A 23,974-nucleotide genomic window follows, 5' to 3' on the forward strand; every position below is an offset into this window, starting at 1 on the left:
CTTTGCGAAGCGAGATTGCCTCGTATGGCGGCAAGCTAGACACGGCCAGGCCGGACGATAATCCGCTAAAGCTGAAACAGATTGTTTCGCTGCATTTGATAATCGGACCTTGAAAATATCTAGCGGCGACAGATGCAACGCACCCGCCGTCAGCAAAACGGATCGATCAGCTTTTTCTGTTCGGCGCTGCGCTGCACCAAAAGGTCGATGAAGGTTCTGACCTTTGCCGATAGCTGATGACGATGCGGATAGATTGCATTCATCGAGAGCTCGACCGGCCGGTATTCCGGCAGCAGGCGGACCAGCCGGTTTGCCTCGAGATCTCCATGGACCAGAAATCCGGCGGCGAGACCGACGCCGATCCCCTCCAGCAGGGCTGTCCGCAGCGCTTCGGCGCTGTTGGTGATCAGATTGCCTGACACCTTCACGGCGGCCGGAGCGCCTTTGCGATCCGCGAAATGCCATCCGTCCTGGAAAGGATAGAGCACGTGACGCAGGCAATTGTGGTTGGCGAGATCGGCGAGTTGCCGCGGCCGTTCGTGCTTTTCGAGATAGCCGGGCGAGCAGCACAGCACGTGACGCCAGGTGGCGAGACTGCGGACGATCAGGCTGGAATCAGGCGCCGGCGTCAGGCGGATCGCCATGTCGTAACCTTCCTCGATCAGATCGACCGTCCGCTCGCCCATCGTCAGGTCGACGCTGACCGCGGGATGATCTTTGAGGAATTCAGTGACGACCGACGACACGAACGGGACCATGCTGCTCACGGTATAGATGCGCAGTGTGCCGCGCGGCGTCGAATGCAAGGCGCCCGCAATGTCGTCCGCCTGCTCAAGGTCAGCAAGGATGTGGGTGCAGCGATCGTAATAGGCCTTTCCGGCCTCGGTCACGCTGATCTTGCGCGTGGTGCGGTTCAACAGCCGCACGCCCAGCCGCGCCTCGAGCGCCTGCACATGATTGCTGATCATGGCCGTGGACATGTTGAGACGGCGGGCCGCGGCGGAAAACCCTCCGCTGTCGACGACCCGGACAAACGCCGTCAGGCTGGTCAGCCGATCCATCCCGATCCCAAACCATCAAATCGTGCCAGATGATGTTACATTATCGATGGCTGGCGACCAACTTACTTGCCCGGCTGTGACGGATCGGCCCCGAGCGCGCGCTTCTGCAATTCCGGAATGTTGACCTTGACGCCGTTCGCCATGATGACATCGCCCGCCTGTTGGCCGGCTGCGCAAGCGCTCAGCCATTTGCCCTCGATTGTCATCTTCACCGGAGGCAACGCGCCGCCTTCCGCCGTCACCGTCATGGTATAGGCGCTGTCGAAACTGCCTGACACGACCGCGTGCGCATTCGCCGCTTTGCCATTGAAGCTGCAATGGGTGTCGATCGTCATGCCGGCGTCGGATTTCGTCACGTCGCGCCCCGTGCACAGGGGCGCTGCGAAGGGCCCCGCACTCGATTGCAGCATCTGATCGGTCGCGGCATCGATGCATTGCTGCACCGTGACCGGGCGCCCCTGCCCTTCGATCGCGGTCTTCACTTCCCACAGGCCGGCTTTACGCGCCGGCGCGTCGGCGGCGAAGGCGGACGGCCCGAACAACAAGCCAAGCGCCGCGCCCATCAAGGGCATGACGTGTAACCCGACCTTGCCTTGCAACCTTGTTTTACAGTGATTCATCCGAATGTGACCCCGCGGTATGCAGCTTCCTATCAATATCGCTAGTGGAGTGGATTTGACATTCGCTACCGTCTAGCCGCAAGTTCGTAAAGCGAATGTCAAATCCGAAACTCCACTAGAAACCTATATTTTCTAGTGATCCTTTGATTCTAACATTCGCAAAGGTGCACGTTGGGCCGGGATGCGAATGTTAGAATCGGACCACTAGCCCCTGCGCAACAGTGCTTCTAGACGTGTCGGGTCTCTTGATTTGGGGCGGCCGTGTGACGATATCGTGTGACATTGTGAGGCTTTTGCATCGGGGCGTCACCGGATAGAAGCTCACCGGTAACGGCCATCACGCATGTTATGAACCTCTCTGCACCCTTTATCCGCCGCCCGGTCGCAACCACGCTATTGTCGCTCGGACTTGTGGTGGCCGGCGTCATCGCCTTCTTCAAGCTGCCGGTGTCGCCGCTGCCGGACGTCGACATTCCGACGATTGCGGTCCAGGCGACCTTGCCGGGCGCCAGCCCCGCGGACGTCGCGAAGACGGTCGCAAGCCCGCTCGAGCGCCACCTTGGGCAGATCGCCAGCGTCACCGAGATGACCTCGGCGAGCACGCTGGGTTCGGCCAGCGTCGTCCTGCAATTCGAGATCGGCCGCGATATCAACGGCGCCGCGCGCGACGTGCAGGCCGCGATCAATGCGGCGCGTGCCGATTTGCCGGCCAGCTTGCGCAGCAATCCGACCTACCGCAAGTTCAATCCGGCGTCGGCGCCGATCCTGATTTATACGCTGACGTCCGACACGCTGATGCCGGGCGAACTCTACGATGCCGCCTCGACCGTGCTGGCGCAAAAACTGTCGCAGATCGAAGGCGTGGGCGAAGTCGCCGTCAGCGGCGGATCGCCGCCCGCCGTGCGCGTCGAGCTGCTGCCGCCGGCGCTCTATAAATACGGCATCGGACTGGAGGACGTCCGCGCCGCGCTGGCGTCAACCAACGCGCACAGCCCGAAGGGCGGCATCGACGTCAACAGCCGCCGCTACCAGCTCTATTCCAACGACCAGGCCAACAAGGCCGAGGATTACAAGTCGCTGATCGTGGCCTACCGCAACGGCGCGCCGGTGCGCCTTTCGGATGTCGGCGAAGTCGTCAATTCCGTGGAGAACGTGCGAACGCTCGGCCTCTCCGACGGCAAGCCCGCCGTGATGATGATCGTCTACCGCCAGCCCGGCGCCAACATCATCCAGATGGTCGACCGCGTGAAGCAATTGATGCCGCAATTGCGCGCCTCGGTCTCGCCCGCCATCGACATCAACCTCGCCGTCGACCGCTCCAAGACCATCCGCGCCTCGTTGCGCGACGTCGAGATCACGCTGCTGATCGCGGTGGCGCTCGTCATCCTCGTGGTGTTCGCGTTCCTGCGCAACGCGCGCGCGACGCTGGTGCCGGTGGTGGCGGTCGCGGTATCGCTGGTGGCGACATTCGCCGTGATGTATCTATTGGGCTACAGCCTCGACATCTTCTCGCTGATGGCACTGACGGTCGCGACCGGATTTGTCGTCGATGACGCCATCGTGGTGCTGGAAAACATCGCCCGCCACCTGGATGCGGGCATGTCGCGGATCGAAGCCACGCTGCTTGGCTCGCGCGAGGTCGGCTTCACTGTATTGTCGATGAGTGTGTCGCTGGTCGCCGTTTTCGTGCCGATCCTGCTGATGGGCGGTCTGGTCGGCCGGCTGTTTCGCGAATTCGCCATGACGATCACGATTGCCATTGCGATCTCGCTCGTGGTCTCGCTGACGACGACGCCGATGATGTGCGCCATCCTTCTGCGCAGTCATCGCGACGAGCCGCATGGCCGGATCTATCGGGCCAGCGAATGGGTCTTTGAAACCATGCTGCGCGGCTACAGGTGGACGCTGGCAATCGCGCTGCGTCACCCGTTGTCGGTGATGCTGATCCTGGCGGCGACGCTCGGCTTGAATTTCCACCTCTACCGCGTGGTACCGAAGGGCTTCGTGCCGCAGCAGGATACGGGGCTGCTGCGGGGATCGATCCAGGCCGATCAAAGCACCTCGTTCCAGCTGATGCGCGAGAAACTGACCCAGTTCATCCAGATCGTCAAAAGCGATCCCGCGGTCGATACCGTTTCCGGCTTCACCGGCGGCGGCGGTCCCGGCCCGGCTCAGGCCACCAACACCGGCACGGTGTTCGCCTCGCTCAAACCGTTGGGCCAGCGCGACCTGTCGGCCGAGCAGGTGATCGAACGGCTGCGCGGCCCGCTGGCGGCCGTGGCCGGCGCCACGCTATTCCTGCAATCAATCGGCGACCTCGGCGCCGGAGGCCGTTCCGGCAACGCCGCCTATCAGTACACGCTGCAAGGCTCGACGTCCGAGGAGCTGAGCGAATGGACTCCCAAGCTGGTCGCAGCCTTGCAATCCGAGCCGGCGTTGACCGACGTCTCGACCGACCAGCAAACCAAGGCGCTGCAATCCAACCTCGTGATCGACCGCGACGCGGCGTCCCAACTCGGCATCACCGTCAGCCAGATCGATAATACGCTCTATGATGCGTTCGGCCAGCGGCAGGTCTCGACGATCTATGTCGCACGCAACCAGTACCATGTGATCATGGAGGTGACGCCGAGCTACTGGCAGAACCCGGAGACGTTGAAGGACGTTTACATCAGCACGATCGGCGGGCCTGCGACCGGATCGCAGACCACCAACGCCGTGGCCGGAACGATCACGTCATCCGCGCAGAAGAATTCGCTCAGCGCGATCGTGAACAACGCGGTGCGCAATCAGGCGACCAACTCGATCGGCTCTGCCGGCAAGGGGGCGTCATCGACCGGAACGGCAGTCTCGACCAGCACGGAGACGATGATTCCGCTGGCGAGCGTCGCCCGCTTTGCGCAAAGTCAGACGCCGCTTTCGGTCAACCATCAGGACAGTCTGGTCGCAAGCACCATCTCCTTCAACACGCCTCCCGGTGCTTCGCTGAGCGCGGCGACGACGGTGATCGAGGCAACCATGAGGAAGATCGATATGCCCGCGGACATTCGCGGTGCGTTTTCCGGCGCCGCCAAGATCTTCCAGCAGTCGCTGGCGAGCGAGCCTTATCTGATCCTGGCGGCGTTCGCGACCATCTACATCTCGCTCGGCATGCTTTACGAAAGCTACATTCATCCGCTGACGATCCTGTCGACGCTGCCATCTGCGGGCGTCGGCGCGGTGCTCGCGTTGATGCTGTCTGGCACCCAGTTCGACATCATTGCGATGATCGGGGTGATCCTCTTGATCGGCATCGTGAAGAAAAACGCGATCATGATGATCGACTTCGCGCTCGACGCCGAACGGCAACGCGGGTTGTCGTCGCGCGACGCCATCTTCGAGGCCTGCATCATGCGGTTTCGGCCGATCATGATGACGACCATGGCGGCGCTGTTCGGCGCGGTTCCGTTGATGGTCGGGCTTGGCGAAGGCAGCGAGTTCCGCCAGCCGCTCGGCATCGCCATCTTCGGCGGGCTGATCCTGAGCCAGATCCTGACGCTCTATACGACGCCGGTCGTGTATCTTTATCTCGACCGCGCCCGGCTCTGGCGTCAGCGGCGGCGGGAGCGGCGGCTGGCCGCCCGCGCCGGATAAAGCGCAACTAAAGTTCCCCGCGCACCATCGCCGCGCCGTCCGCGAGCGCCTTGAGCTTGGCAAAGGCAAGCTCGCGCGGCAGGTACTTCATGCCGCAATCCGGCGCGGGCACGAGGCGCTCGGGCGGCACATGCTTCAGCGCGGCGCGGATGCGGTTCGCGACGACATCGGGCGTCTCTGCCTTGGGATCGGCAAGATCGATCACGCCCAGCATGATCGTCTTCGACGAAAGCTCCTTCAGCACGCCGAGATCGAGCTTCGGCTGCGCCGCCTCGATCGAAATCTGGTCGACCTTGCAGGCGCCGAGTTCGCCGAGGAACGAATAGCCGACCGGCTTCTCGCCCTTGACGATCGCCGCATAGCCAAAACAAAGATGCACCACAGTCGTGATTTTAAGGTCCTCCACCGCGCGGTCGATCGCCTTCACGGCAATGCGCTTGGCCGCCGGGGGATCCTGGCGCAGCCACGGCTCGTCGAGCTGGATCACGTCGGCGCCGGCCTTTTCGAGATCGCGCGCTTCGGCGTTCACGGCAGCGGCGAAGTCCATCACCATCTCGTCGTCGTCTTTATAATATTCGTTGACCGCCTGCCGGCTCATCGTGAAAGGCCCCGGCAGCGTGATCTTCGCGGCGCGCTCGGTGTTCTTGCGCAGAAACTCCATGTCGCGGGCCTCGACCGCCCGCGTGCGCCTGACCGGACCGACGACGCGCGGCACGGCGGTGGGAAGCCCGGCTTTCGAGAGTACTTCGCCCGGCTTGCCGGTGGAAATACCGTCCAGCGCGGTCGCAAAGCGGTTGGAATAGCTTTCCCGTCGCATCTCGCCGTCGGTGATGATGTCGATGCCGGCGCGCTCCATGTCGCGGATCGCGAGCAGCGTCGCATCGTCCTGCGCCTGTTCGAGCCAGGGCTCGGCGACGCGCCACAGATCGAGCCGCACCCGCGCGACACCTTTCGATAGTATCTGGCGATCGACCAGCCAGTCCGGCTGCGGATAACTGCCGACAACCGTGGTCGGCAAGAGTTTTGTCGTCATGGATGCTCCGTATTCAAAACGGCCTCATGGTTCGAGACGCCTGCGGCTCCTCACCATGAGGGGTTAGACCTCATCCCGAGGAGGCGCGAGAGCGCCGTCTCGAGGGATGTTCAAGAACTCCGATGGTTACGCCGCCCCGCCGAGATAAAGCCGCTTGACGATATCGTTGCCATGCAGCTCGTCGACATTGGCCGCGACCACGATCTCGCCGTGGACGATGATATAACCGCGATCGGCGATGCGCACCGCCTGATTGAAATTCTGTTCGGCCATCAGAACCGTGAGATCGAAACGTTCGCCGAGCTCGCCGATCTTGGTGATCATCTGCGAAACCAGCAGCGGCGACAGGCCCACCGAAGGCTCGTCGATCAGAAGCAGCCGCGGCGAGGACATCAGCGCGCGCGCGATGGCCAACATCTGTTGCTGCCCGCCCGACATGGTGCCCGCGAGCTGGTTGGCCCGCTCCTTCAACACCGGAAATGTTTCAAAAGCGATGGCCAGATTGCGATCGATGTCGCGGCGGGCGGCGCGGCGGAACGCGCCCAGCATGAGATTTTCCGAAACCGTCAGCCGCGGGAACAGCCGGCGGCCTTCCGGCACCAGCGCCACGCCGAGATCGACGATCGTCTCCGCCGACATCTTGCCGAGGTCGTGCGTGGTACCATCGAGGTCAAGCGTGACGCTGCCGCGCCATGGCCGCACCAGCCCCATCACGCACTTCATCAGCGTGCTCTTGCCGTTGCCGTTGGTGCCGAGCAGCGCCACGGTCTCGCCGGTCGCGACGTCAAGCGAGACGCCACGCAGCGCCTTGACCGCGCCGTAGCCGGCATCGAGATCGCGGATCGCAAGGCTAAGTGCCAAGATAGGCCTCCTGCACCCGCGCATTCGCCATCACGTCGGAGGGCTTTCCGATCGCGATGATCTTGCCGGCCTCGAGGCACATGATGCGCTCGGAGAACCGCATCACCGCCTGCATGATGTGCTCGATCATGATGATGGTGATGGATTCGCCGGCGAGCTTGATCAGGAGATCGAGCACCTCGTCGACCTCCGAGCCGGACAGACCCGCCATCGCCTCGTCTGAAATCAGAAGCTTCGGCCGCGTCGCCATCGCACGCGCCAGCTCCATCTTGCGCAACTCGACCTGGCTCAAGCCCGTGACGCCCGCATTGGCCTTGGCCGCAAGCCCCATTTGCTGAAGAATCGCCATCGCCTGGTCGCGATGATCGTCGACCGAGAGAGTGAGATGACCGCTGGTGAAATCGACCGCGACCATCAGGTTCTCGATGACGGTCATGCTGCGGAAGGGCCGCGGAATCTGGAAGCTGCGCGCGATGCCGCGCCGCGTGCGCACGTGCGGCGGCAGGCGGGTGATATCCTCGCCATTGAAGGTGACGGTCGAGGGCTCGGTCCGGAACGCGCCGGAAATGCAGTTGATCAGCGTCGTCTTGCCGGAGCCATTCGGTCCAATCAGGCCGAAGCGTTCCCCCGGCTTGATGTCGACGCTGACGTTATCGAGCGCGGTGAAGCCGTCGAAGCGTTTTGTCAGCGCTTCGATCCTGAGCAGCGGAAGCTCGGTGACGGGCGCGGGCGTCATGGCTTGGCCTCCGCGCGGCGGCCCCTGCGAAATAGCCCGATGATGCCTTCCGGCGCGCCCACCACGAACAGCACCAGCATGACGCCGAGCACGAGCACGTTGACTTCCGATGAAATCGTGACGGCCAGAAGCTGCTGCGTGACGCCGAGCAGGATCGCCCCGATCACCGGCCCGATCCAGTGCGCCGTGCCGCCGATCAGCGCCATCGCCAGCACCGAGACCGAATAGTTGAGATTGAAGGCCGAACCCGGGTCGGCATATTGCAGATACATCGCCGCCGGCGCGCCGGCCGCGCACATCAACGCGCCGGATATCACGCACGCCGTCATCTTCAGCCGCAGCGTCGGCACGCCGGTGCATTCGGCGGCGAGCTCGTCGTCCCTGAGTGCCTGAAGGCCGCGTCCGATCCAGGAATTCTGGATGTAGCGCGCGATCGCGACCGCGATCACCACGAGCGACGCCTGAACGAACACCAGCATCTGCACATAGGTCGGGAACGGCGCCGTCACCGGCGGCCGCTGGATCTGGATGCCGGCGGCGCCGCCGAGGAAGCGCCAGTTGGTCACGGTGGTTTCAATGACGATGGTCAACGCAATGGTGGCGATCGAAAAGAAGATGCCCTGCATGCGCAGCGTCAACAGGCCGACCGCAAAACCGAGCAGCGCGCCCACCGCGGCGGCCGCCGCAATCTGCACCAGCAGCGGCGCGCCGAGCGCCTTGAACAGCAAAATCGCGGTGTAGACGCCGACGCCGAAAAACGCGCTGGTGCCGAAATTCACATAGCCGGCATAGCCGCCGAGAATGCTCCAGGCGACCGACAGCACGATGAATTGCAGGATCACGTAGCCGGCGAAGAACCAGTATTCGTTGCGGACGAGTTGCGTCGACAGCAAGACGACCGCGAGAAACAGCGCCGCCGAGCCCCAGAAAGCGATGGCGTTCCGTTTCATCATCGCCTTCCCAGAAGGCCCTGCGGCCGCACCGCGAGCACGCCCAGCAGCAGGGCAAAGGAGATCGCAGGCGCCCAGGAGGCACCGAACATCGTCAGCACGATGGTTTCCGCCACGCCGAGAATGATGGCGGCAATCAGCGTTCCGGTCATGCTGCCGAGGCCCGCCATCACCACGACGCAGAAGGTGCGGCCGATATAGGCGCGGTCGAGCGTCGGATCGACCGGCGCCACGATAATAAGGAGCGCGCCGGCTACCCCAAGCACCGCGGTCGCAATTCCGAACGCCCACTGCTTGATACGCACGGGATTGGCGCCCATCAGCCGCACCGCCTCTTCATCCTGCGCCACCGCGCGGATCGCGCGGCCCATGAAGGTGCGCGAAAGATAGGCCGCCAGCAGCACCGTCAGACCGGTCGCGACCGCAAAGGCCACCATCAATCGTAACGGAATCCGCATGTCGCCAAATCGCCAGGACTTGCCGATATAGGATGCGGTGACCGATCGCTGGTCGACGCCGAAATGCAGGATGATCAGCACCTCGATGATGAAGGCGACGCCGAAGAAAAATGCGATGCCGCGCACCGCGGCGTCGCTGCCGCGGCGCTCGAAGGTCTCGTAGTAAATCCGGTAGGCGGCGAGCCCGAAGACAAACAGCAGCGGCGTGATCAGAACTCCGGCCACCAGCGGATCGATATCGTAGCTCTCATTGAGGAAATAGACCGCGTATGACGCCATCACCAGGAAGGCCGGATGCGCCACATGCGGCACGTCGAGCAGGCCGAACGAAACCGACAGCCCGATGCTGACGGCTGCATAGAAGCAGCCGAGCAGCACGCCGGTCACCACCGCGTCGAGCAGCAGGTCCATCGAAAACAAACTTAGGCTCCCCTTGACCCCTTGACTAACCCGCCGCCCAGCCCGTTCGCGAGAGAATTACTTTCGCGCAGCCTCGAACGGCGTGACCAGTTCGCCGGACTTCAGGTTCGGCGGGAACAGGATCACCTGTTTGCCCGGCTTCTTGAACTGATCCATGTTCTTGTCGACGATACCCTGGAATTGCGCCTGCAAGGTCGCGGTCACCTTGCGCTCGCCGTCGGCTGCAAACGAGATCGGACCGACGATGGTTTTGACCTCGTTCTCGTGCAGATATTTCGCGATCGCCTTCTGATCGAGCGAGCCGGTCGCCTTGACTGCGGCTTCGATGAGTTGCCCCTGCGCATAGCCGAACGGCGCCAGGTAATAGCCGAGCGGATCGACCTTGGCCTCGACCGCGCGCTTCGAATAGGTTTCGAAGAACGTCTTGGTGCCGTCGTAATACATGCTGGGTTCGGGCAGCCAGGTGTTGAAGTTGACGACGCCGTTGACCAGCGAGCCGAGGTTCTCCATGACCGGGCCGAATTGCAGGCCGACCATGCCGCCGCCGAACAGTTTGACGTTGTCGCCGATCCCGATTTCATTGATGGCGCGCAAAATACCGGCCGAGTCCGGCGGATAGGACGCAACATAGACGACGTCGGGCTTGGCGGCTTTCAGCGCGCGAATAATGCCGGAGAATTCCACCGTGTTCGGCGGATAGGCCTGGTCGTACACGATCGGCATGTTGCGCTTGGTGGCGACTTCGCGCGCGGTCGTCGCCAGATTTTGCGCGAACTCCTGATCGGCGGTGAGCAACGCCACCGTCTTGCCGCCGGCCTTCTGGCCGATATCGAGAAATGCCGCCGCCCACGAATCCGCCGGTCCCCACGGCGCCACGTTGAACCACATGTCGTGGCCGATCTTGCTGTTGATCTGGAACGAGAAGTTGCCGATCAGCACCATGCCGCGCTGCTTGACCAGCGGCATGATCGGCGCGGTCGGCACCGTCGCGTAGGGCGAGAACAACAGATCGACCTTGTCGACGTCGATGAGCTTGGAATAGATCGCCGGCGTCTCGGCGGCGCTCGACTTGTCGTCATAGACCACGAGTTCGACCTTGCGGCCAAGCAGGCCGCCGCGGGCGTTGATGTCGTCGCGCCAGATTTCGGTGCCGAGCAGCGAGGCCTTGCCGCCGCCGGCCAATCCGCCGGTCTGCGCCATCGACATGCCGATCTTGATCGGCGGCTGCTGGGCGTCGGCGTTCGAGACCAGCGCGAGGCCTGCGATCGCGATCGCGGCGCCAAGAAGCAATCTGCGTTTCATCGTTCCTCCCCTTAAACCCATTCTTGTTTTTCGATTTGTCCGCGCCGGAATTTCTTCGCTTCCTGGCGCAGACTTTAAGATGTCACCTAAGGTTAGGGCCGGGACACGCCCGGCCACAACCCAACTCAAGTTGCAAGGCAACGCGACCCGCTATCGTCAGGCCGGCTGCTTCAGGATCGCGGCCGGATCGGCGCCGACGCGCCCGCCGGCCCGGTCGGCTTCGGTCTCGCGCGACAGACGCATGTCGAAGCGGATGCTCGGCAGGCCCGGAATCGGGCATTCCGGGTCTTTCGGATTGATATCGACCGCAAGATCGCCGGAGGAGCCGAACACGACGTCGTCGGCCAGATGCGGGTCGTCGCGCAAATAAAGCGCGGTCACCAGCTCACGATAGCCGGGCGCCCCGACCAGGAAATGAATATGCGCAGGACGCATGCCGTGCCGCCGCTGCGCCGTGATCATCTCGCCGACCGGCCCATCCATCGGGATCGAATAGCCGAGCGGCTTCACCGTGCGCAGCATGAAGAGCCCTTTGGCGTCGGTGGTGAAGATGCCGCGGTAGTCGACAGAGGCGGGATCTTCCTGAATGTCGTAAAGGCCGGTCGCGCTGGTCTGCCAGAGCGAAACCGTGGCTCCGGCGAGCGGCTTGCCGTTGACGTCCGTCACACGGCCGTAAAGCACGATTTCTGTACCGGGATCGACGTGCCTGGCAATCTGGCTGCCGGCAGCGAGATTCGGCGTGGTTTCGCGATAAAACGGGCCGAGCAGGCTGGTGTTCGTGCCCTCTTCCATCGCCGTTTCGTCGTGCAGGCCGTTCACCAGCGCCGACAGACCAAGCGTATCCGACAGCAGAATGAATTCCTGCCGCGCCGGGGTACAGATTTTCCCGACCGCGGTCATGAAGGCGATGCCCTTGATCCACTCCGCCGGCGTCAGGTTCACGTCCTTGGCAAACGCATGCAGGTGCTTGACCGCGGACGCCATGATCTCCTTCATCCGCGGATTGGGCGTCGAGGCCATCTGATCAAGCACGGCTTGCGTGATGTTTTCCGGCGTCAGCTCTTGCATCAATACCTCCCTCGATTCCTGATCCATGGCGTTGGCGATCCATGGCTTTTTTCCTCTTTGCCGCAGCCTATCGCCCCCTCGGGACAACCGCAAATCCCTGGCCCCGAAATCGCGTCGCGCGCCGGGTTAAATTTTCATCAGATGATAAAAGGCGACAAATTAATCAGTCGGTCTGGTCGCGGCGGACGCTGAGCGGGTGGGTTTCCGCTGTGGTCGTCGCGGTGCCGAACACGCGCGGCTGGGTCAGGATTTCCGGCTGCAAAATCTGATCGAGCTGTTCGCGGGTCAGAAGCTTCTTGGCGAGCACCAGGTCGTAAACGCTTTGGTCGGTCAGAAGCGCCTGCTGCGCGACCTCGGTCGCATTGGCATAACCGATATAGGGATTGAGCGCGGTCACGATTCCGATCGAACGCTCAACGCCGCGGCGCAGATGCTCGCGGTTGGCGGTGATGCCCTTCACGCAGCGCTCGGCCAGTGTCAGGCAGCCGGCGCGCAGATGATTGACGCTCTTGAACAGGCTATGCGCGATGATCGGCTCGAACGCATTGAGCTGCAATTGACCGGCCTCGGCGGCAAAGCTCACGGTGACGTCGTTGCCGATCACTTCAAACGCGATCTGATTGACCACTTCGGGGATCACGGGGTTGACCTTGCCCGGCATGATGCTGGAGCCAGCCTGCATCGGCGGCAGGTTGATCTCGTTCAGTCCGACGCGCGGGCCCGACGACAACAGCCGCAGGTCGTTGCAGGTCTTCGACAGCTTGACGGCGACCCGTTTCAGGACGCCGGACAACTGCACGAACGCGCCGCAATCCTGCGTCGCCTCGATCAGGTTGGAGGCGGTGACCACGGGAACGCCGGTAACGTCGCGCAAATGCTGGCAGACCAGGCGCGCATAGTCGGGATGGGCGTTGATGCCGGTGCCGATCGCGGTCGCGCCCATATTGATCTCGCACACCAGAAGCACTGCTTCCTTCAGCCGCTGTTCATCCTCACCGAGCATGACCGCATAGGTCGAGAACTCCTGGCCGAGCGTCATCGGCACCGCATCCTGCAACTGGGTGCGACCCATCTTGATGATGTCCTTGAACTCCTCCGATTTCGCTTCGAAGGCCTGGCGCAGCACCACCATGGCGTCGACCAGGCGCATGATGCCGGAATAGGCTGCAAGCTTCAGCGCCGTCGGATAGACGTCGTTGGTGCTCTGGCTCATGTTGACCTGTTCGTTCGGGTGCAAAAACTTGTAGTCACCCTTCTGCCGGCCGAGCAATTCCAGCGCGCGGTTGGCAATCACCTCGTTGGCATTCATGTTGGTCGAGGTGCCGGCGCCGCCCTGAATGACGTCGACCACGAACTGATCGTGCAACCGCCCGGCCCTGACCTCTTCGGAGGCGGCAATGATGGCATCGGCCTTGGTGGCATCGAGCAGGCCGAGGTCGCGGTTGCTTCGAGCGGCCGCCAGCTTGATCGAGGCCAGCGCCACAATCAGATCCGGATAGATCGAGATCGGGGTCGCGGTGATCGGGAAATTCTCCACCGCCCGCAAGGTGTGGACGCCGTAATAGGCCTCGGCCGGGACGTCCCGGTCGCCCAATAAATCGTGTTCGCGTCGCGTGCTCATGGAGGCCTCGTCCGGTATGCAAGTGTGACGGTTCAGAAGTCCGCGTGGGTGCCGCAGGTTCGATCGCGACCCTTGCGAGAATCGCGGTCATTTTCAACGAGATGGGGGCGGTTTCCGCCGGGTTTTGAACGCCTGCCGATCCCCGCCGTGCCGCAATGTTTAAAGCATCCTTTAGATGTGAGGTCTACGCTAAGGCGATTGCCCCGATCCAAATCCCTTTACCAAAATTAACAAAACAGCTTTCCGCGATTTAAACCGCAGCGATCGGGGTGCGGGTGGACCGAAGGAATGAGCAGCGCGCCCGACGAGATCGATTTCGATTACGCGACGACGCTTGCGGATCGGGCCAATGGTTTTATGGCGCAGCACCGCGTGCCGCCGACCCCTGAAAATTTTGCCGTCTGGTTCTTCTACGCGATGGGCGGCTCGCTCACGCTCAAGAAGACCATCGACATCCTGATCGCCAACAAGCGGAAATTCGATTCCCTCGTCAATCGCGATCTCTACGTCACCTATGTCAGGCCGTATTCGGACCCCGGCCTGAGCGACGACATCCCCGACCAGGTGCATGCTGTGATCGCGAGCGCGCAGGAATTTCTGGCGACCGCCATCTCCGACAATCGTTCGCAGATGGAAAGCCTCGGCGAAGTGAGCTCGGAATGTCAGGCCGTGGCCGATCCGCGGCCGATCATCGAGAAACTGCTGAAGGAATTGTCGAGTGCGACGTCCCGCTCCACGGCGCTTGAGGCGAACTTCCTCAGGACCACGCAGGACCTCGACCAGATCAGGGATTCGCTGAAGCTTGCCGAGCAACACTCCAACACCGACCCGCTCACCGGGCTTGCCAACCGCCGCTCGCTCGAGGCCTTCCTGCGCACCGCCCAGATCACGTCGATGGAAGCTGGAACGCCGCTCAGCATCCTGATGATCGACATCGACTACTTCAAGACATTCAACGACAGCTACGGCCATCAGGTCGGCGATCAGGTTCTGCGGCTCGTTGGCAGGGTGTTGCAGGAGAGCGTGCGCGATTGCGATCACGCCGCGCGTTATGGCGGCGAAGAGCTGATCGCGGTGCTACCGGGCGCGACGCTCGATGTCTGCGCCGAGGTCGCCGAACGCATTCGCCGCCGCATCGGCGAGGCGCGCCTGACCCGCCGCGCCACCGGCGAGGAAATATCGAGCGTCACGATCTCGGTCGGGGTCGCGCAGTTCCGCATGGCTGAATCGGCGGAAGGCCTGATCGAGCGCTGCGATCGCGCGCTCTATCAGGCCAAGCGCTCAGGCCGCAATTGCACGGTCCGGGAATCGTCGGTCGACGAAGAGATCGCGGCCTAAAGGCTATTTGACCTGCGGGAGCGATCAGATCGCTTGCGCGACCTTCTCCAGACCGATCAGACGGGCCAGCGAGCGCACTTCGCGCTTCTGGTCTTCGCGCAACTGAAACAGCAGCGGCATCGCCGCTGATTTCAATTCCTGAACCTCCGCCCCGTCCGGATCGATCTTGACGGCGGCAGCATTGTTCGGATCGGACAGCCGCGCGGCCTGGATCTTGCGCGATACCGCTCGCAACGCATTCTCGATCCCCGGCCAGTAATATTCCTGGTCCGGTGTCAGCTTCAGCCGATCCTTGATGCCGGCAATCTGCGCATCGCTCAACAAGGCATAGGATTTCTGGGCCGGCGGCTTGGCGGCGGCCACAGGTTTTGATTCCAGAGGCTTCGGTTCCACCGCTTTCGGTTTCTCTGGCGAAGGCGCCGGATCGGTCAGCTTGAGCCCTTCGATGTCGGAGGACCGCGCCTCCGCATAGGCCTGCCGCAGCGGCTCGCTTGGGAGCGCGCCGGTCGTCGCCGTCTCAGGCTGAACAGATGCGGCTGGCGCGGACGCGACCACCGCAACGGTCAGCTTGTCGCCCTTGCCTTGCCGGTTCGACACGATTTCCGGCATCGCGGAGGATGACGTCACCATCGCCGCTCCCGCCGCGGGCACGCTGTCACGGCCCAATATCGCGGCCGTAGCCGCACCAAGGATCAGAAAACCGGTGAGCGCGATAATGGTGACGGCTTTCGACAGGGTGAGAGCTCCGATTTTCGAAATTCGCTCGATACCAATTATTTGCCCCGGCAATCGGGCAGGAAATAAGGCTTAACCGTGCCACTGCGGTGACTATTGTGGCCTTGACAGCAAGCGGCGATCAGGCGGCCGCGACGAGTTCATAGGCGTCCTGGATATCAGCAATGATATCGGATGCCTCCCACAGCGCATCGGGCGCGACCGTGTGCCAGGTGATGGTCCAGTTTCCGCCCTTGGTCGTGCGGGGCATGCCGACCACGTCGAATTTCACCTGGCGGCAGAGCGGGTGGCGCTCGAGGGCATAGGCAACGCGGCGCTTGATCTCGTCGATGGTCGCCGGCGTCTTTGCAAAAAGCGTTTCGAAATCCATGTCACCCCACCCTGCAACTGCCACTCCGCCTGCGCGCGCCGCCTTGCGGGCGCATGGCTCGACGGAATGAATCTTGGGCGGGCGTGGTTAAGGACGGGTTAAATGGCCGGGAACTGCGGCGCAGACCTTCCCGGAGACCAAGGCTCGAGGCGGGCGGTTCTATTTCATGCCATCGGCTCGTAGAACAGCACGACATTGCCATTACTGAAAGTTCGGGAATTGGCGAGCCTCATCGGCAGTTTCTTTTTGACGCCCTCGAACAACGTCCGGCCGTTGCCGACCACGACCGGGTTGAGCACGATCTGGTATTCATCGATCAATCCGGCATCCGCCAATTGCGCAACAACGCTGCCGCTTCCCATGATCACGATGTTTGGACCCGGCTGCTGCTTCAGCTCGCGGATTTCGGTCGCCATGTCGCCCTTCAAAAGGGTTGTATTGTTCCAGGTGACTTTGTTGAGTTTCCTGGAAAAAACGAACTTCTGCAGACTGTTCATTCGCTCGACGACGATGGGATTGCTTTGTGCCGCAAGGGCGGTCGGCCAGAAGCTCGCCATCAGGTCATAGGTCACTCTGCCAAACAGGAGCCGGCCGCCGCCGCTCGCATTCTCCGAAACAAAAGCCTGCCATTCCGGATCACGCTTGTGAGCCCAGCTCATGTCACCGTTTGCATCCGTGAAGTACCCATCCAGTGACACTGCGTTGTAGGCAACCAGCTTTGGCATGTTCATCGTTCCTTCCGTCGATCGCGACTATCGAATTTCAGAGAGATACTGATCGTTGCCTTGCATCCAGCGCAGCGATCCGGGCGTCGTCAAAAGCTCTCCGGATTCGAGCAGCGTCTTGATCCCGGACAGAACCATCGGCCAACCGCCATAGAGCTGATTGTTGGCGCCTTCGCGCAGTTGATCATGGGTTACCGTCAACCGGCATGAATCGCCGATGGCTTCGATCTCCCAGGTGACCCGCGAGGCGCCTTCGCTCTTTACATCCTCGCCCCACAGAGCTCGGAAGCTCTGGACCAGCCGGCGCGGCGGATCGACCTCCAGATTCTCGCCCTCAAAGATCAGGCTTCCATTACCGGAGCCCTCGAAACGCGAGCCGGGCGTCCAATCCGACGTGACGATCGCTCCGAAATTATATTTGCGCCGCATGTCGGTGTCGGTGATGGCGTGCCAGAGACGCTCGGGCGTCGTCTTGATGTAGATTTCGAAAACCTTCTCCATCGTCTTCTCCAATTCTCGCTTGAGTTCGCTCAGTTCGGCTGCCCAAGCCTCGGCGTATTTGCTCACCCACCGGTCGTGGACGAGCCGGATCGGGACCGCGTTTAGAAAGTGCAATTTCTCGCGGCCGCGCCGCTTGCTCACGACAAGACCGGCCTCCTCCAGCAACTTGAGGTGCTTCATCACGCCGAAGCGCGTCATCGGGAGCCGCTCCTCGAGCGCGCTCAAGGTTTGCCCGTCCTCTTTGAAGAGTTCATCGAGCAGCCTTCGACGCGTCGGGTCCGCGAGAGCTCTAAACACAGCATCCATTCGCCGAAAATAGGTGACCATATTGTCACATGTCAAGCCGTGTCGATTGAACGCGCCGGAAACGCGACTACTTGCAACCAATTCAAGGGTTTGCGGTGTCTCGACGTTGCCGCAGTTTTACAGCGGCGGATCGAACGCTTCGTCGTATTCTTTTTTCAAACGCGCGATCAGCTCGGCTGCCGGCACCACGCCGCGGACGCTGCCGATGCCCTGGCCCGAGCCCCAGATCTCCTTCCAGGCCTTCGGCCGGTTGCGTTCGCCGGAAGCGTCGGTGCCGAAACTCATCTTCGAGGCGTCCGACTCCGGCAAATTCTCCGGATCCATGCCGGCCGCGACGATCGACGGCTTGAGATAGTTGCCGTGCACGCCGGTGAAGAGGTTGGAATAGACGATGTCTTCCGCGCCCGATGTCGCGACCATCTCCTTGTAGCGCTCCACCGCATTCGCCTCCCTCGTGGCGATGAAGGCCGAGCCGATATAGGCGAAGTCCGCACCCAGCAGGCGAGCGGCCCGGATCGCTCGGCCGCTGGCGATCGCGCCCGACAGCGCGATCGGACCGTCGAACCATTGCCGCGTCTCCGCCACGAAGGCGAAGGGCGAGATCACGCCGGCATGGCCGCCGGCCCCGGCCGCGACCAGGATCAGGCCGTCGGCGCCCTTCTCGATCGCCTTGTGTGCGAATTTCTGGTTGATCACGTCGTGAAACACGATGCCGCCCCAGCGATGCGCGGCCTCGTTGACTTCCTCGCGCGCACCGAGCGAGGTGATGATGATCGGCACCTTGTGTTTCTCGCAGAGCGCCAGATCGTGCTCGAGGCGGTTGTTCGAGCGGTGCACGATCTGGTTGACCGCGAACGGCGCCGACGGCCGCTCCGGGTGGGCCGCATCGTAGGCGGCGAGTTCCTGTTTGATCCGCGTCAGCCACTCGTCGAGCAGCTCGGGCGGCCGCGCATTCAGCGCCGGAAACGCACCGACGATCCCGGCCTTGCATTGCGCAATCACGAGGTCGGGCACCGAGACAATGAACAGCGGCGCGCCGATCGCGGGGATTGAGAGGCGGCCCTTGAACAGTGCAGGCATGGACATCGGCGAATCCTTGTTTCCTCGTTTTCCGGTTGGCGGGAAATCCGTCTTCCGATCAGAAGATGCAGGACATCATATCAAGAAGGCCATCGCTCCTGTCAAAGGCTAGCGGTCCGATTCTGATATTCGCATCCCTTTGCTACTGGCATAGCGCGCGGATGACGAAATTGTCGGTCCGGCAATCATCGGGCTTGCGGGTGCGGCCCGGAATCAGCACTTTCGCCGAGCAGGCTTCGGTCGAGTCCGTCGACAGGCTCTTGCCGCCCTTGAAGCCCTTGGCCTGGCACAATTTGTCGGCGGCGGCCTTGCAATCGGGCGCGCCGTTGGCAGAGACCGGACACTTGATGCGGCCTTCGGCCATCGACCCGCCGGTCAGCCGCGACAGGCCCTCGCCGGCATTTCTGGCCGCATCCTTGAGATCGTCGAGCGTCTCGCCCGGGCTCTTCAGCGTCGGCAGGACCGAGAGCGACTTTTCCAGGGCCTTGCCCATTTCGTTGAACAGGCCGGGATTCTCGGCCGGCGCAGGGGCCACCGCGGTATTGCCCGGCGGCGGCGCTGCCGGCTGTGGGCCCGGCTGTTGAGGCGCGAACTGCTCTGCAGGGGGCGATGCCGGTTGCGGCGCCGCGGTTTGCGGCCAGCCGTCGGTGGCCGCGATCATCCATAGCAGGGCGGCCAGCGCAATCCGTGCACCTGGCAGCACCTTCAGGGGGCCGGATCGATCGGGCATGGGGTCAGGATATCCCGCTCTCGCCATGCGGCAAGGTTTCAGACCAGCTTGACGGCGATGACGAAGCCCGCGACGAGCACGATCACAAAGGCCGTCACCCACAGGCCAAGACGTTTTTCAATCTCGGCGCGGATCACGTCGCCATAACGGTTGAGCACGATCGCAACAATGAAAAAGCGCCCGCCCCTGGCGATGATGGAGCACAGGATGAAGAGCCAGATATTGTAGCCGGCAAAGCCCGAGGTGATCGTGACGAGCTTATAGGGAATGGGCGTCAGCCCCTTCAGCAGAATAATGACGCTGCCCCATTCGGCGTAGGAGGCGCGGAAGGATTCAACCTTGTCACCGAGGTGATAAAGATTGATCAGCCAGTGCCCGAGCGAGTCATAGAGCAGCGCGCCGATGGCGTAGCCGAGCACACCGCCGGCGACGGAGGCGATCGTGCACAACGAGGCAAACAGCCATGCCCGCGCCGGCCGCGCCAGCGACATCGGCAGCAGCATGATGTCGGGAGGGATCGGGAAGAAGGAGCTCTCCGCGAACGCGACGGCTGCCAAAATCCACAGGGCGTAGGGCTTGTCGGCGGCGGCGATACACCAATCGTAGATACGTCTGAGCATGCCGCGATGAACCACCCCACAAGGCATTTGTCCATCCGCCGTGGGGCGGATTTGTCGGTTGTCGGGATACGGAGAGGTTAGTGGCGCTTGCGCAAGCCGCGCGCCTCGAGCGCGACAATCGGTCGCCGGTCCTGCGGAACCTTGACCGGGGTCTTCGGCATCTTCTCGGCGATGCCAAGCAGATCCTCGCGCATCTCCATCTCGCGCCAGACGTCTTCGGGACGCACGCCGGCGGCGGCCCACAGCACGGTGAGATTATAGAGGAGGTCGGCGCTCTCGCGAATGACGGCGTCGGTCTTGCCGTTCACGGCATCGATGACGACTTCGATCGCCTCTTCGGCGAGTTTCTTGGCCATCTTGTCCGGGCCGCGCTGAAACAGCCGTGCGGTGCGCGAAACCGAGGGATCGAGATCCTTGGCCGCGATAACCGCCTGATAGAGCTTTTCCAGCGAATCACTCATGTCTTCCCGAAAATAAACCAAACCGCTGGCCAGCGTGTTAACGGTCTCACAAGAACGGGAAATCCACTGGCCACGGTGACCAGCGACTTAACTCGGTCGCGAGATTTGAAGGTGCCGGCAAAACAGCACGCGGCGTCATCGCGCGCCATGCATGTCTTGCAGGCCTTGTCATACTGGCGCGGACCGGCCGCGTCACTGCCGTAGTAGTACGGACCGTGGCCATATCCCGCAGATGTGATGGCCCTGCGACAGAAAAGACCGTGCTCACCGGACGGCAACCATAGCTGCTCATCCCCGGTTAAGGTTGGCTGCCGCACAATGTGACAAGGACCGCTGGCGGTGTCATGAAACCGACATAAGCGGCACTTTCATGCCGTACTGGCTTGGCCGTGGTGTGGTGCCAATGCGCGTAATTCGGACCTTTTTTGCCTGCCGTCTGCTGGCCGGTTGCTTGCTGGGCCTCCTCACGGGCCTCGGCGCAGGCGTTGGCCACGCTGAGGGCGCTCACCCGCTTACAGTCACACTGTCGTTCGACCGCCCGATCAATGCCGGCGAAGCGCCGTTCGTCGTCGCCATGACCGATGGGTTGTTTTCCGCCGAGCGGCTGGCGATCATTTCCAACATGACCGTGGGATCGCCCGAGGCGATCGCGCGCGTCGCCTCCGGGGCCAGCGAGTTCGCTTTGGTCGACCTCAACGCGCTGATTCGTTTCCGGAGCCAGAACACCGCCCCGGTGAAAGCGGTGTTCGTGCTGTACAACAAGGCGCCCTATGCGATTGTTGCCCGCAAGAGCCGCGGCATCCACGTGCTCGCCGATATCGCGGGCAAGACGCTCGGCGTCGCCGACGGCGATCTTTCCGTCGGGCTGTGGCCGGCTTTGGCGCGCCAGAACGGCATCCATCTCGGCGACGTCAAGCAAAGCCGGATCAGCGCCGCGGTGCGCGAGCCGATGCTGTCGGCCGGCCAGGTCGATGCCGTCACCGGATTTTCGTTCCAGTCGGCAGTGAACTTGCGCGATCGCGGTGTGCCCGCCGATGACCTCGCCGTGCTGCGCTTTGCCGACTATGGCTGCGAGGCCTACGGCTTTGCCGTCATCGTCAACCCCGCCTTCGCCGATAAACACCCTGACGCTGTCAAAGCCTTCGTTCGGGCGATGATTGCCGCCACCAGCCTCACCCTCCGCGACGAAGGGCATGCGGTCGACCGGGTTCTCACCCGCATGGAGGATGGCTCGCGCGACGTCGAGCTCGAGCGCCTGCACACCGTGATCCGCGACAACATCATGACCGACGAAGTGAACCGCAACGGCCTCGGCGGGGTCGATCCCGCACGCCTGGAGCGTTCGATCGACCAGGTCGGCGAAGGCTTCAAATTTGCGAAACGCCCTTCGGCCTCGGATATCTTTGACGACCGATTCCTGCCCCCGCGCGCCGACCGCCTGATCAACTGAGCAAAAGCCTCTGCAAAGGCTATCTCTCCATGTGGCTCCCTGATTAAGATACAGGCCGTCAGCCGAACCCTCTTAAGTCCGGAATCGCATACCCATGCTTCGCCTCTATCTGCGCGTGCTCGATCTGCTCGGCAAGGAAGCGCGGCTGGGCTGGATTCTGGCCGGCGCCAATCTCTTGCTCGCCACCGCCCAATTCGCCGAACCGGTGCTGTTCGGCAAGATCGTCGACACCCTGTCCGGCAAACCTGTCGGCGGCACCTTCGGCTCGTCCTCGGCCTGGCCGATGCTGCTCGCCTGGGCTGCGTTTGGCCTGTTCACGATCGCCTGCGGCGCCTGGGTGGCGCTGCAGGCCGACCGGCTGGCGCATCGTCAGCGACAGGCCGTGCTGACCAGCTATTTCGAACACATCATGCAATTGCCGCTCACCTTCCATTCCGGCACCCACTCGGGGCGGCTGATGAAGGTGATGCTCAACGGCACCGACGCGCTATGGAAACTCTGGCTCGGATTCTTCCGCGAGCATTTTGCCGCGATCCTGTCGCTCGTCGTGTTGCTGCCGCTCGCGCTCTACATCAACTGGCGGCTCGCGATCCTTTTATTCGTGCTCTGCGTGGTGTTCACCGTGCTGACGACGCTCGTGGTCCGCAAGACCTACGGCATGCAGAGCGACGTCGAGACCTATTACGGCGACCTCTCTGCGCGTGCTTCCGACGCGCTCGGTAACGTCGCGCTGGTGCAAAGCTTCGTGCGCGTCGATGCGGAAGTCCAGGGCGTGCGATCGGTCGCCGACCAATTGCTCGCGGCACAGATGCCGGTGCTGTCCTGGTGGGCGCTCGTCACCGTGATCACCAAGGCATCGACCACGATCACTATACTGGCGATCTTCACCACCGGCATCGTCCTGCACGAACAGGGGCTTACCACCGTCGGCGAGATCGTGATGTTCGTCTCGTTCGCCACCATGCTGATCCAGCGGCTCGAGCAGGTGGTGAGCTTCATCAACAATGTGTTCATGGAAGCGCCGCGGTTGACCGAATTCTTCAACGTGCTCGACGCGGTGCCGGCGGTGCGCGACCGGCCGGACGCCATCGACACCGGGCGGCTGTCCGGCCTCGTCGAATTCCACGACGTGTCGTTCTCCTACGACGGCAAGCGGCCGGCGGTCGAAGACCTTTCGTTCACGGCGCTGCCCGGCCAGACCATTGCGCTGGTCGGCCCGACCGGCGCCGGCAAATCCACCGCGATTGCGCTATTGCATCGCGCCTTCGATCCGCAATCCGGCTTCATCAAGATCGACGGCATGGACGTGCGCGGCCTGACGCTGACGGCGCTGCGGCGGAACATCGGCGTCGTTTTCCAGGAAGCGCTGCTGTTCAACCGGACGATTGCCGACAATTTGCGGGTCGGCAAACCGGATGCGACCGAGGAAGAAATGCGGCTCGCCGCCAGCCGTGCGCAGGCGCTGGAATTCATCGAACGCGGCGAACGCGGCTTCGACACCAATGCCGGCGAACGCGGGCGCATGCTGTCCGGCGGCGAGCGGCAGCGGCTGTCGATTGCACGCGCGCTGTTGAAAGACCCGCCGATCCTGATCCTTGATGAAGCGACCTCCGCGCTTGATGCGGTCACCGAGGCTAAGCTCAATGCCGCACTCGACGAGGTGATGAAAGGCCGCACGACGTTCGTGATCGCCCATCGTCTTTCGACCATCCGCAACGCCACGCTCATTCTGGTGTTTGACGGCGGACGGGTGATCGAAAGCGGAACTTTCGATGAACTTGTCGCGAAAGGCGGCCGTTTTGCCGAACTGGCAAAGGCCCAGTTCATGGTGCAGGAAACTGCGCGCGCGAGCCTGCGCACGCCTTAAACCAACCTCACATCACCGTCATGACTGA

At 62.6% G+C, this 23,974-nt stretch carries 22 protein-coding genes; 4 read left to right on the plus strand and 18 right to left on the minus strand.

The features are described from left to right. Positions 1-149: 149 nt before the first annotated feature. Both BUA38_RS09085 and BUA38_RS09090 read right to left on the minus strand, forming a co-directional pair. Positions 150-1,061, minus strand: coding sequence for a LysR family transcriptional regulator (locus BUA38_RS09085; protein WP_072817629.1), 912 nt, complete (start codon positions 1,059-1,061; stop codon positions 150-152). Positions 1,062-1,123: 62 nt separating this feature from the next. Next, positions 1,124-1,681 carry a DUF3617 domain-containing protein gene (locus BUA38_RS09090; protein WP_083587518.1) on the minus strand — a complete coding sequence of 186 codons (558 nt, stop codon included), beginning with the start codon at positions 1,679-1,681 and terminating at the stop codon, positions 1,124-1,126. A 348-nt stretch (positions 1,682-2,029) separates the two neighbouring features. Here BUA38_RS09090 and BUA38_RS09095 point away from each other — a divergent pair, with 348 nt between their 5' ends. Continuing rightward, positions 2,030-5,314, plus strand: coding sequence for an efflux RND transporter permease subunit (locus BUA38_RS09095; protein WP_072817630.1), 3,285 nt, complete (start codon positions 2,030-2,032; stop codon positions 5,312-5,314). 7 nt (positions 5,315-5,321) lie between these two features. Here the strand turns inward: BUA38_RS09095 and BUA38_RS09100 are convergent, their stop codons facing one another. From BUA38_RS09100 to aspA, 8 genes are all read right to left on the minus strand, one after another. Then, positions 5,322-6,347 (minus strand): cobalamin-independent methionine synthase II family protein, encoded by a 1,026-nt coding sequence (locus tag BUA38_RS09100; protein WP_072817631.1) that lies wholly within the window; start codon positions 6,345-6,347, stop codon positions 5,322-5,324. A gap of 126 nt (positions 6,348-6,473) precedes the next feature. Continuing rightward, positions 6,474-7,208, minus strand: a complete 735-nt coding sequence (locus tag BUA38_RS09105; protein ID WP_156898459.1) for an ABC transporter ATP-binding protein — start codon at positions 7,206-7,208, stop codon at positions 6,474-6,476. Continuing rightward, on the minus strand, positions 7,198-7,944 hold the full coding sequence (locus tag BUA38_RS09110; protein ID WP_072817633.1) for an ABC transporter ATP-binding protein: 747 nt from the start codon (positions 7,942-7,944) through the stop codon (positions 7,198-7,200). Before BUA38_RS09110 ends, BUA38_RS09105 begins: the two co-directional genes overlap by 11 nt. Further along, positions 7,941-8,894, minus strand: a complete 954-nt coding sequence (locus tag BUA38_RS09115) for a branched-chain amino acid ABC transporter permease (RefSeq protein WP_072817634.1) — start codon at positions 8,892-8,894, stop codon at positions 7,941-7,943. Before BUA38_RS09115 ends, BUA38_RS09110 begins: the two co-directional genes overlap by 4 nt. Continuing rightward, positions 8,894-9,763, minus strand: a complete 870-nt coding sequence (locus BUA38_RS09120) for a branched-chain amino acid ABC transporter permease (RefSeq protein WP_244553295.1) — start codon at positions 9,761-9,763, stop codon at positions 8,894-8,896. The genes BUA38_RS09115 and BUA38_RS09120 overlap by 1 nt, the downstream gene beginning before the upstream one ends. 66 nt (positions 9,764-9,829) lie before the next feature. Beyond that, the gene (locus BUA38_RS09125) at positions 9,830-11,074 is read right to left on the minus strand and encodes an amino acid ABC transporter substrate-binding protein (RefSeq protein WP_244553219.1); all 1,245 of its coding nucleotides are present in this window, start codon (positions 11,072-11,074) and stop codon (positions 9,830-9,832) included. Positions 11,075-11,230: 156 nt separating this feature from the next. Beyond that, complete coding sequence (locus tag BUA38_RS09130) at positions 11,231-12,142, minus strand: dioxygenase (RefSeq protein WP_072817637.1); 912 nt, start codon at positions 12,140-12,142, stop codon at positions 11,231-11,233. A 163-nt stretch (positions 12,143-12,305) separates the two neighbouring features. After that, positions 12,306-13,763, minus strand: a complete 1,458-nt coding sequence (gene aspA / locus BUA38_RS09135; RefSeq protein ID WP_072817638.1) for an aspartate ammonia-lyase — start codon at positions 13,761-13,763, stop codon at positions 12,306-12,308. A 357-nt stretch (positions 13,764-14,120) separates the two neighbouring features. Between aspA and BUA38_RS09140 the strand changes: the two genes are divergently transcribed. Then, positions 14,121-15,101: a GGDEF domain-containing protein gene (locus tag BUA38_RS09140; protein WP_072825969.1), complete on the plus strand. Its 981-nt coding sequence runs from the start codon at positions 14,121-14,123 to the stop codon at positions 15,099-15,101. Positions 15,102-15,125: 24 nt separating this feature from the next. Here BUA38_RS09140 and BUA38_RS09145 read toward each other — a convergent pair whose 3' ends face one another. The 8 genes from BUA38_RS09145 to hisE form a co-directional block, all read right to left on the minus strand. Further along, positions 15,126-15,836 (minus strand): hypothetical protein, encoded by a 711-nt coding sequence (locus BUA38_RS09145; RefSeq protein WP_072825970.1) that lies wholly within the window; start codon positions 15,834-15,836, stop codon positions 15,126-15,128. 121 nt (positions 15,837-15,957) lie between these two features. Further along, positions 15,958-16,206: a hypothetical protein gene (locus BUA38_RS09150; protein ID WP_072817639.1), complete on the minus strand. Its 249-nt coding sequence runs from the start codon at positions 16,204-16,206 to the stop codon at positions 15,958-15,960. 164 nt (positions 16,207-16,370) lie between these two features. Beyond that, complete coding sequence (locus BUA38_RS09155) at positions 16,371-16,937, minus strand: dihydrofolate reductase family protein (RefSeq protein ID WP_244553220.1); 567 nt, start codon at positions 16,935-16,937, stop codon at positions 16,371-16,373. Positions 16,938-16,958: 21 nt separating this feature from the next. Further along, positions 16,959-17,759, minus strand: a complete 801-nt coding sequence (locus tag BUA38_RS38600) for a metalloregulator ArsR/SmtB family transcription factor (protein ID WP_338076349.1) — start codon at positions 17,757-17,759, stop codon at positions 16,959-16,961. A 96-nt stretch (positions 17,760-17,855) separates the two neighbouring features. Then, on the minus strand, positions 17,856-18,824 hold the full coding sequence (locus BUA38_RS09165; protein WP_072817640.1) for an NAD(P)H-dependent flavin oxidoreductase: 969 nt from the start codon (positions 18,822-18,824) through the stop codon (positions 17,856-17,858). 136 nt (positions 18,825-18,960) lie between these two features. Beyond that, entirely contained in the window at positions 18,961-19,548 is a 588-nt protein-coding gene (locus BUA38_RS09170) for a hypothetical protein (RefSeq protein ID WP_072817641.1), read from the minus strand. Positions 19,549-19,586: 38 nt separating this feature from the next. After that, entirely contained in the window at positions 19,587-20,168 is a 582-nt protein-coding gene (locus tag BUA38_RS09175) for a YqaA family protein (protein WP_072825973.1), read from the minus strand. Between the two features lie 77 nt (positions 20,169-20,245). Then, a complete protein-coding gene (hisE, locus tag BUA38_RS09180) occupies positions 20,246-20,629 on the minus strand; it encodes a phosphoribosyl-ATP diphosphatase (protein ID WP_072817642.1) in 384 nt (127 codons plus the stop codon). Positions 20,630-21,032: 403 nt separating this feature from the next. Here hisE and BUA38_RS09185 point away from each other — a divergent pair, with 403 nt between their 5' ends. Further along, positions 21,033-22,079 carry an ABC transporter substrate-binding protein gene (locus tag BUA38_RS09185; RefSeq protein ID WP_072817643.1) on the plus strand — a complete coding sequence of 349 codons (1,047 nt, stop codon included), beginning with the start codon at positions 21,033-21,035 and terminating at the stop codon, positions 22,077-22,079. Positions 22,080-22,167: 88 nt separating this feature from the next. Then, positions 22,168-23,946 carry a glucan ABC transporter ATP-binding protein/ permease gene (locus BUA38_RS09190; RefSeq protein WP_072817644.1) on the plus strand — a complete coding sequence of 593 codons (1,779 nt, stop codon included), beginning with the start codon at positions 22,168-22,170 and terminating at the stop codon, positions 23,944-23,946. The last annotated feature ends 28 nt before the right edge of the window (positions 23,947-23,974 follow it).

This window comes from Bradyrhizobium erythrophlei (genome assembly GCF_900142985.1).
Classification (GTDB): Bacteria; Pseudomonadota; Alphaproteobacteria; order Rhizobiales; family Xanthobacteraceae; genus Bradyrhizobium; species Bradyrhizobium erythrophlei_B.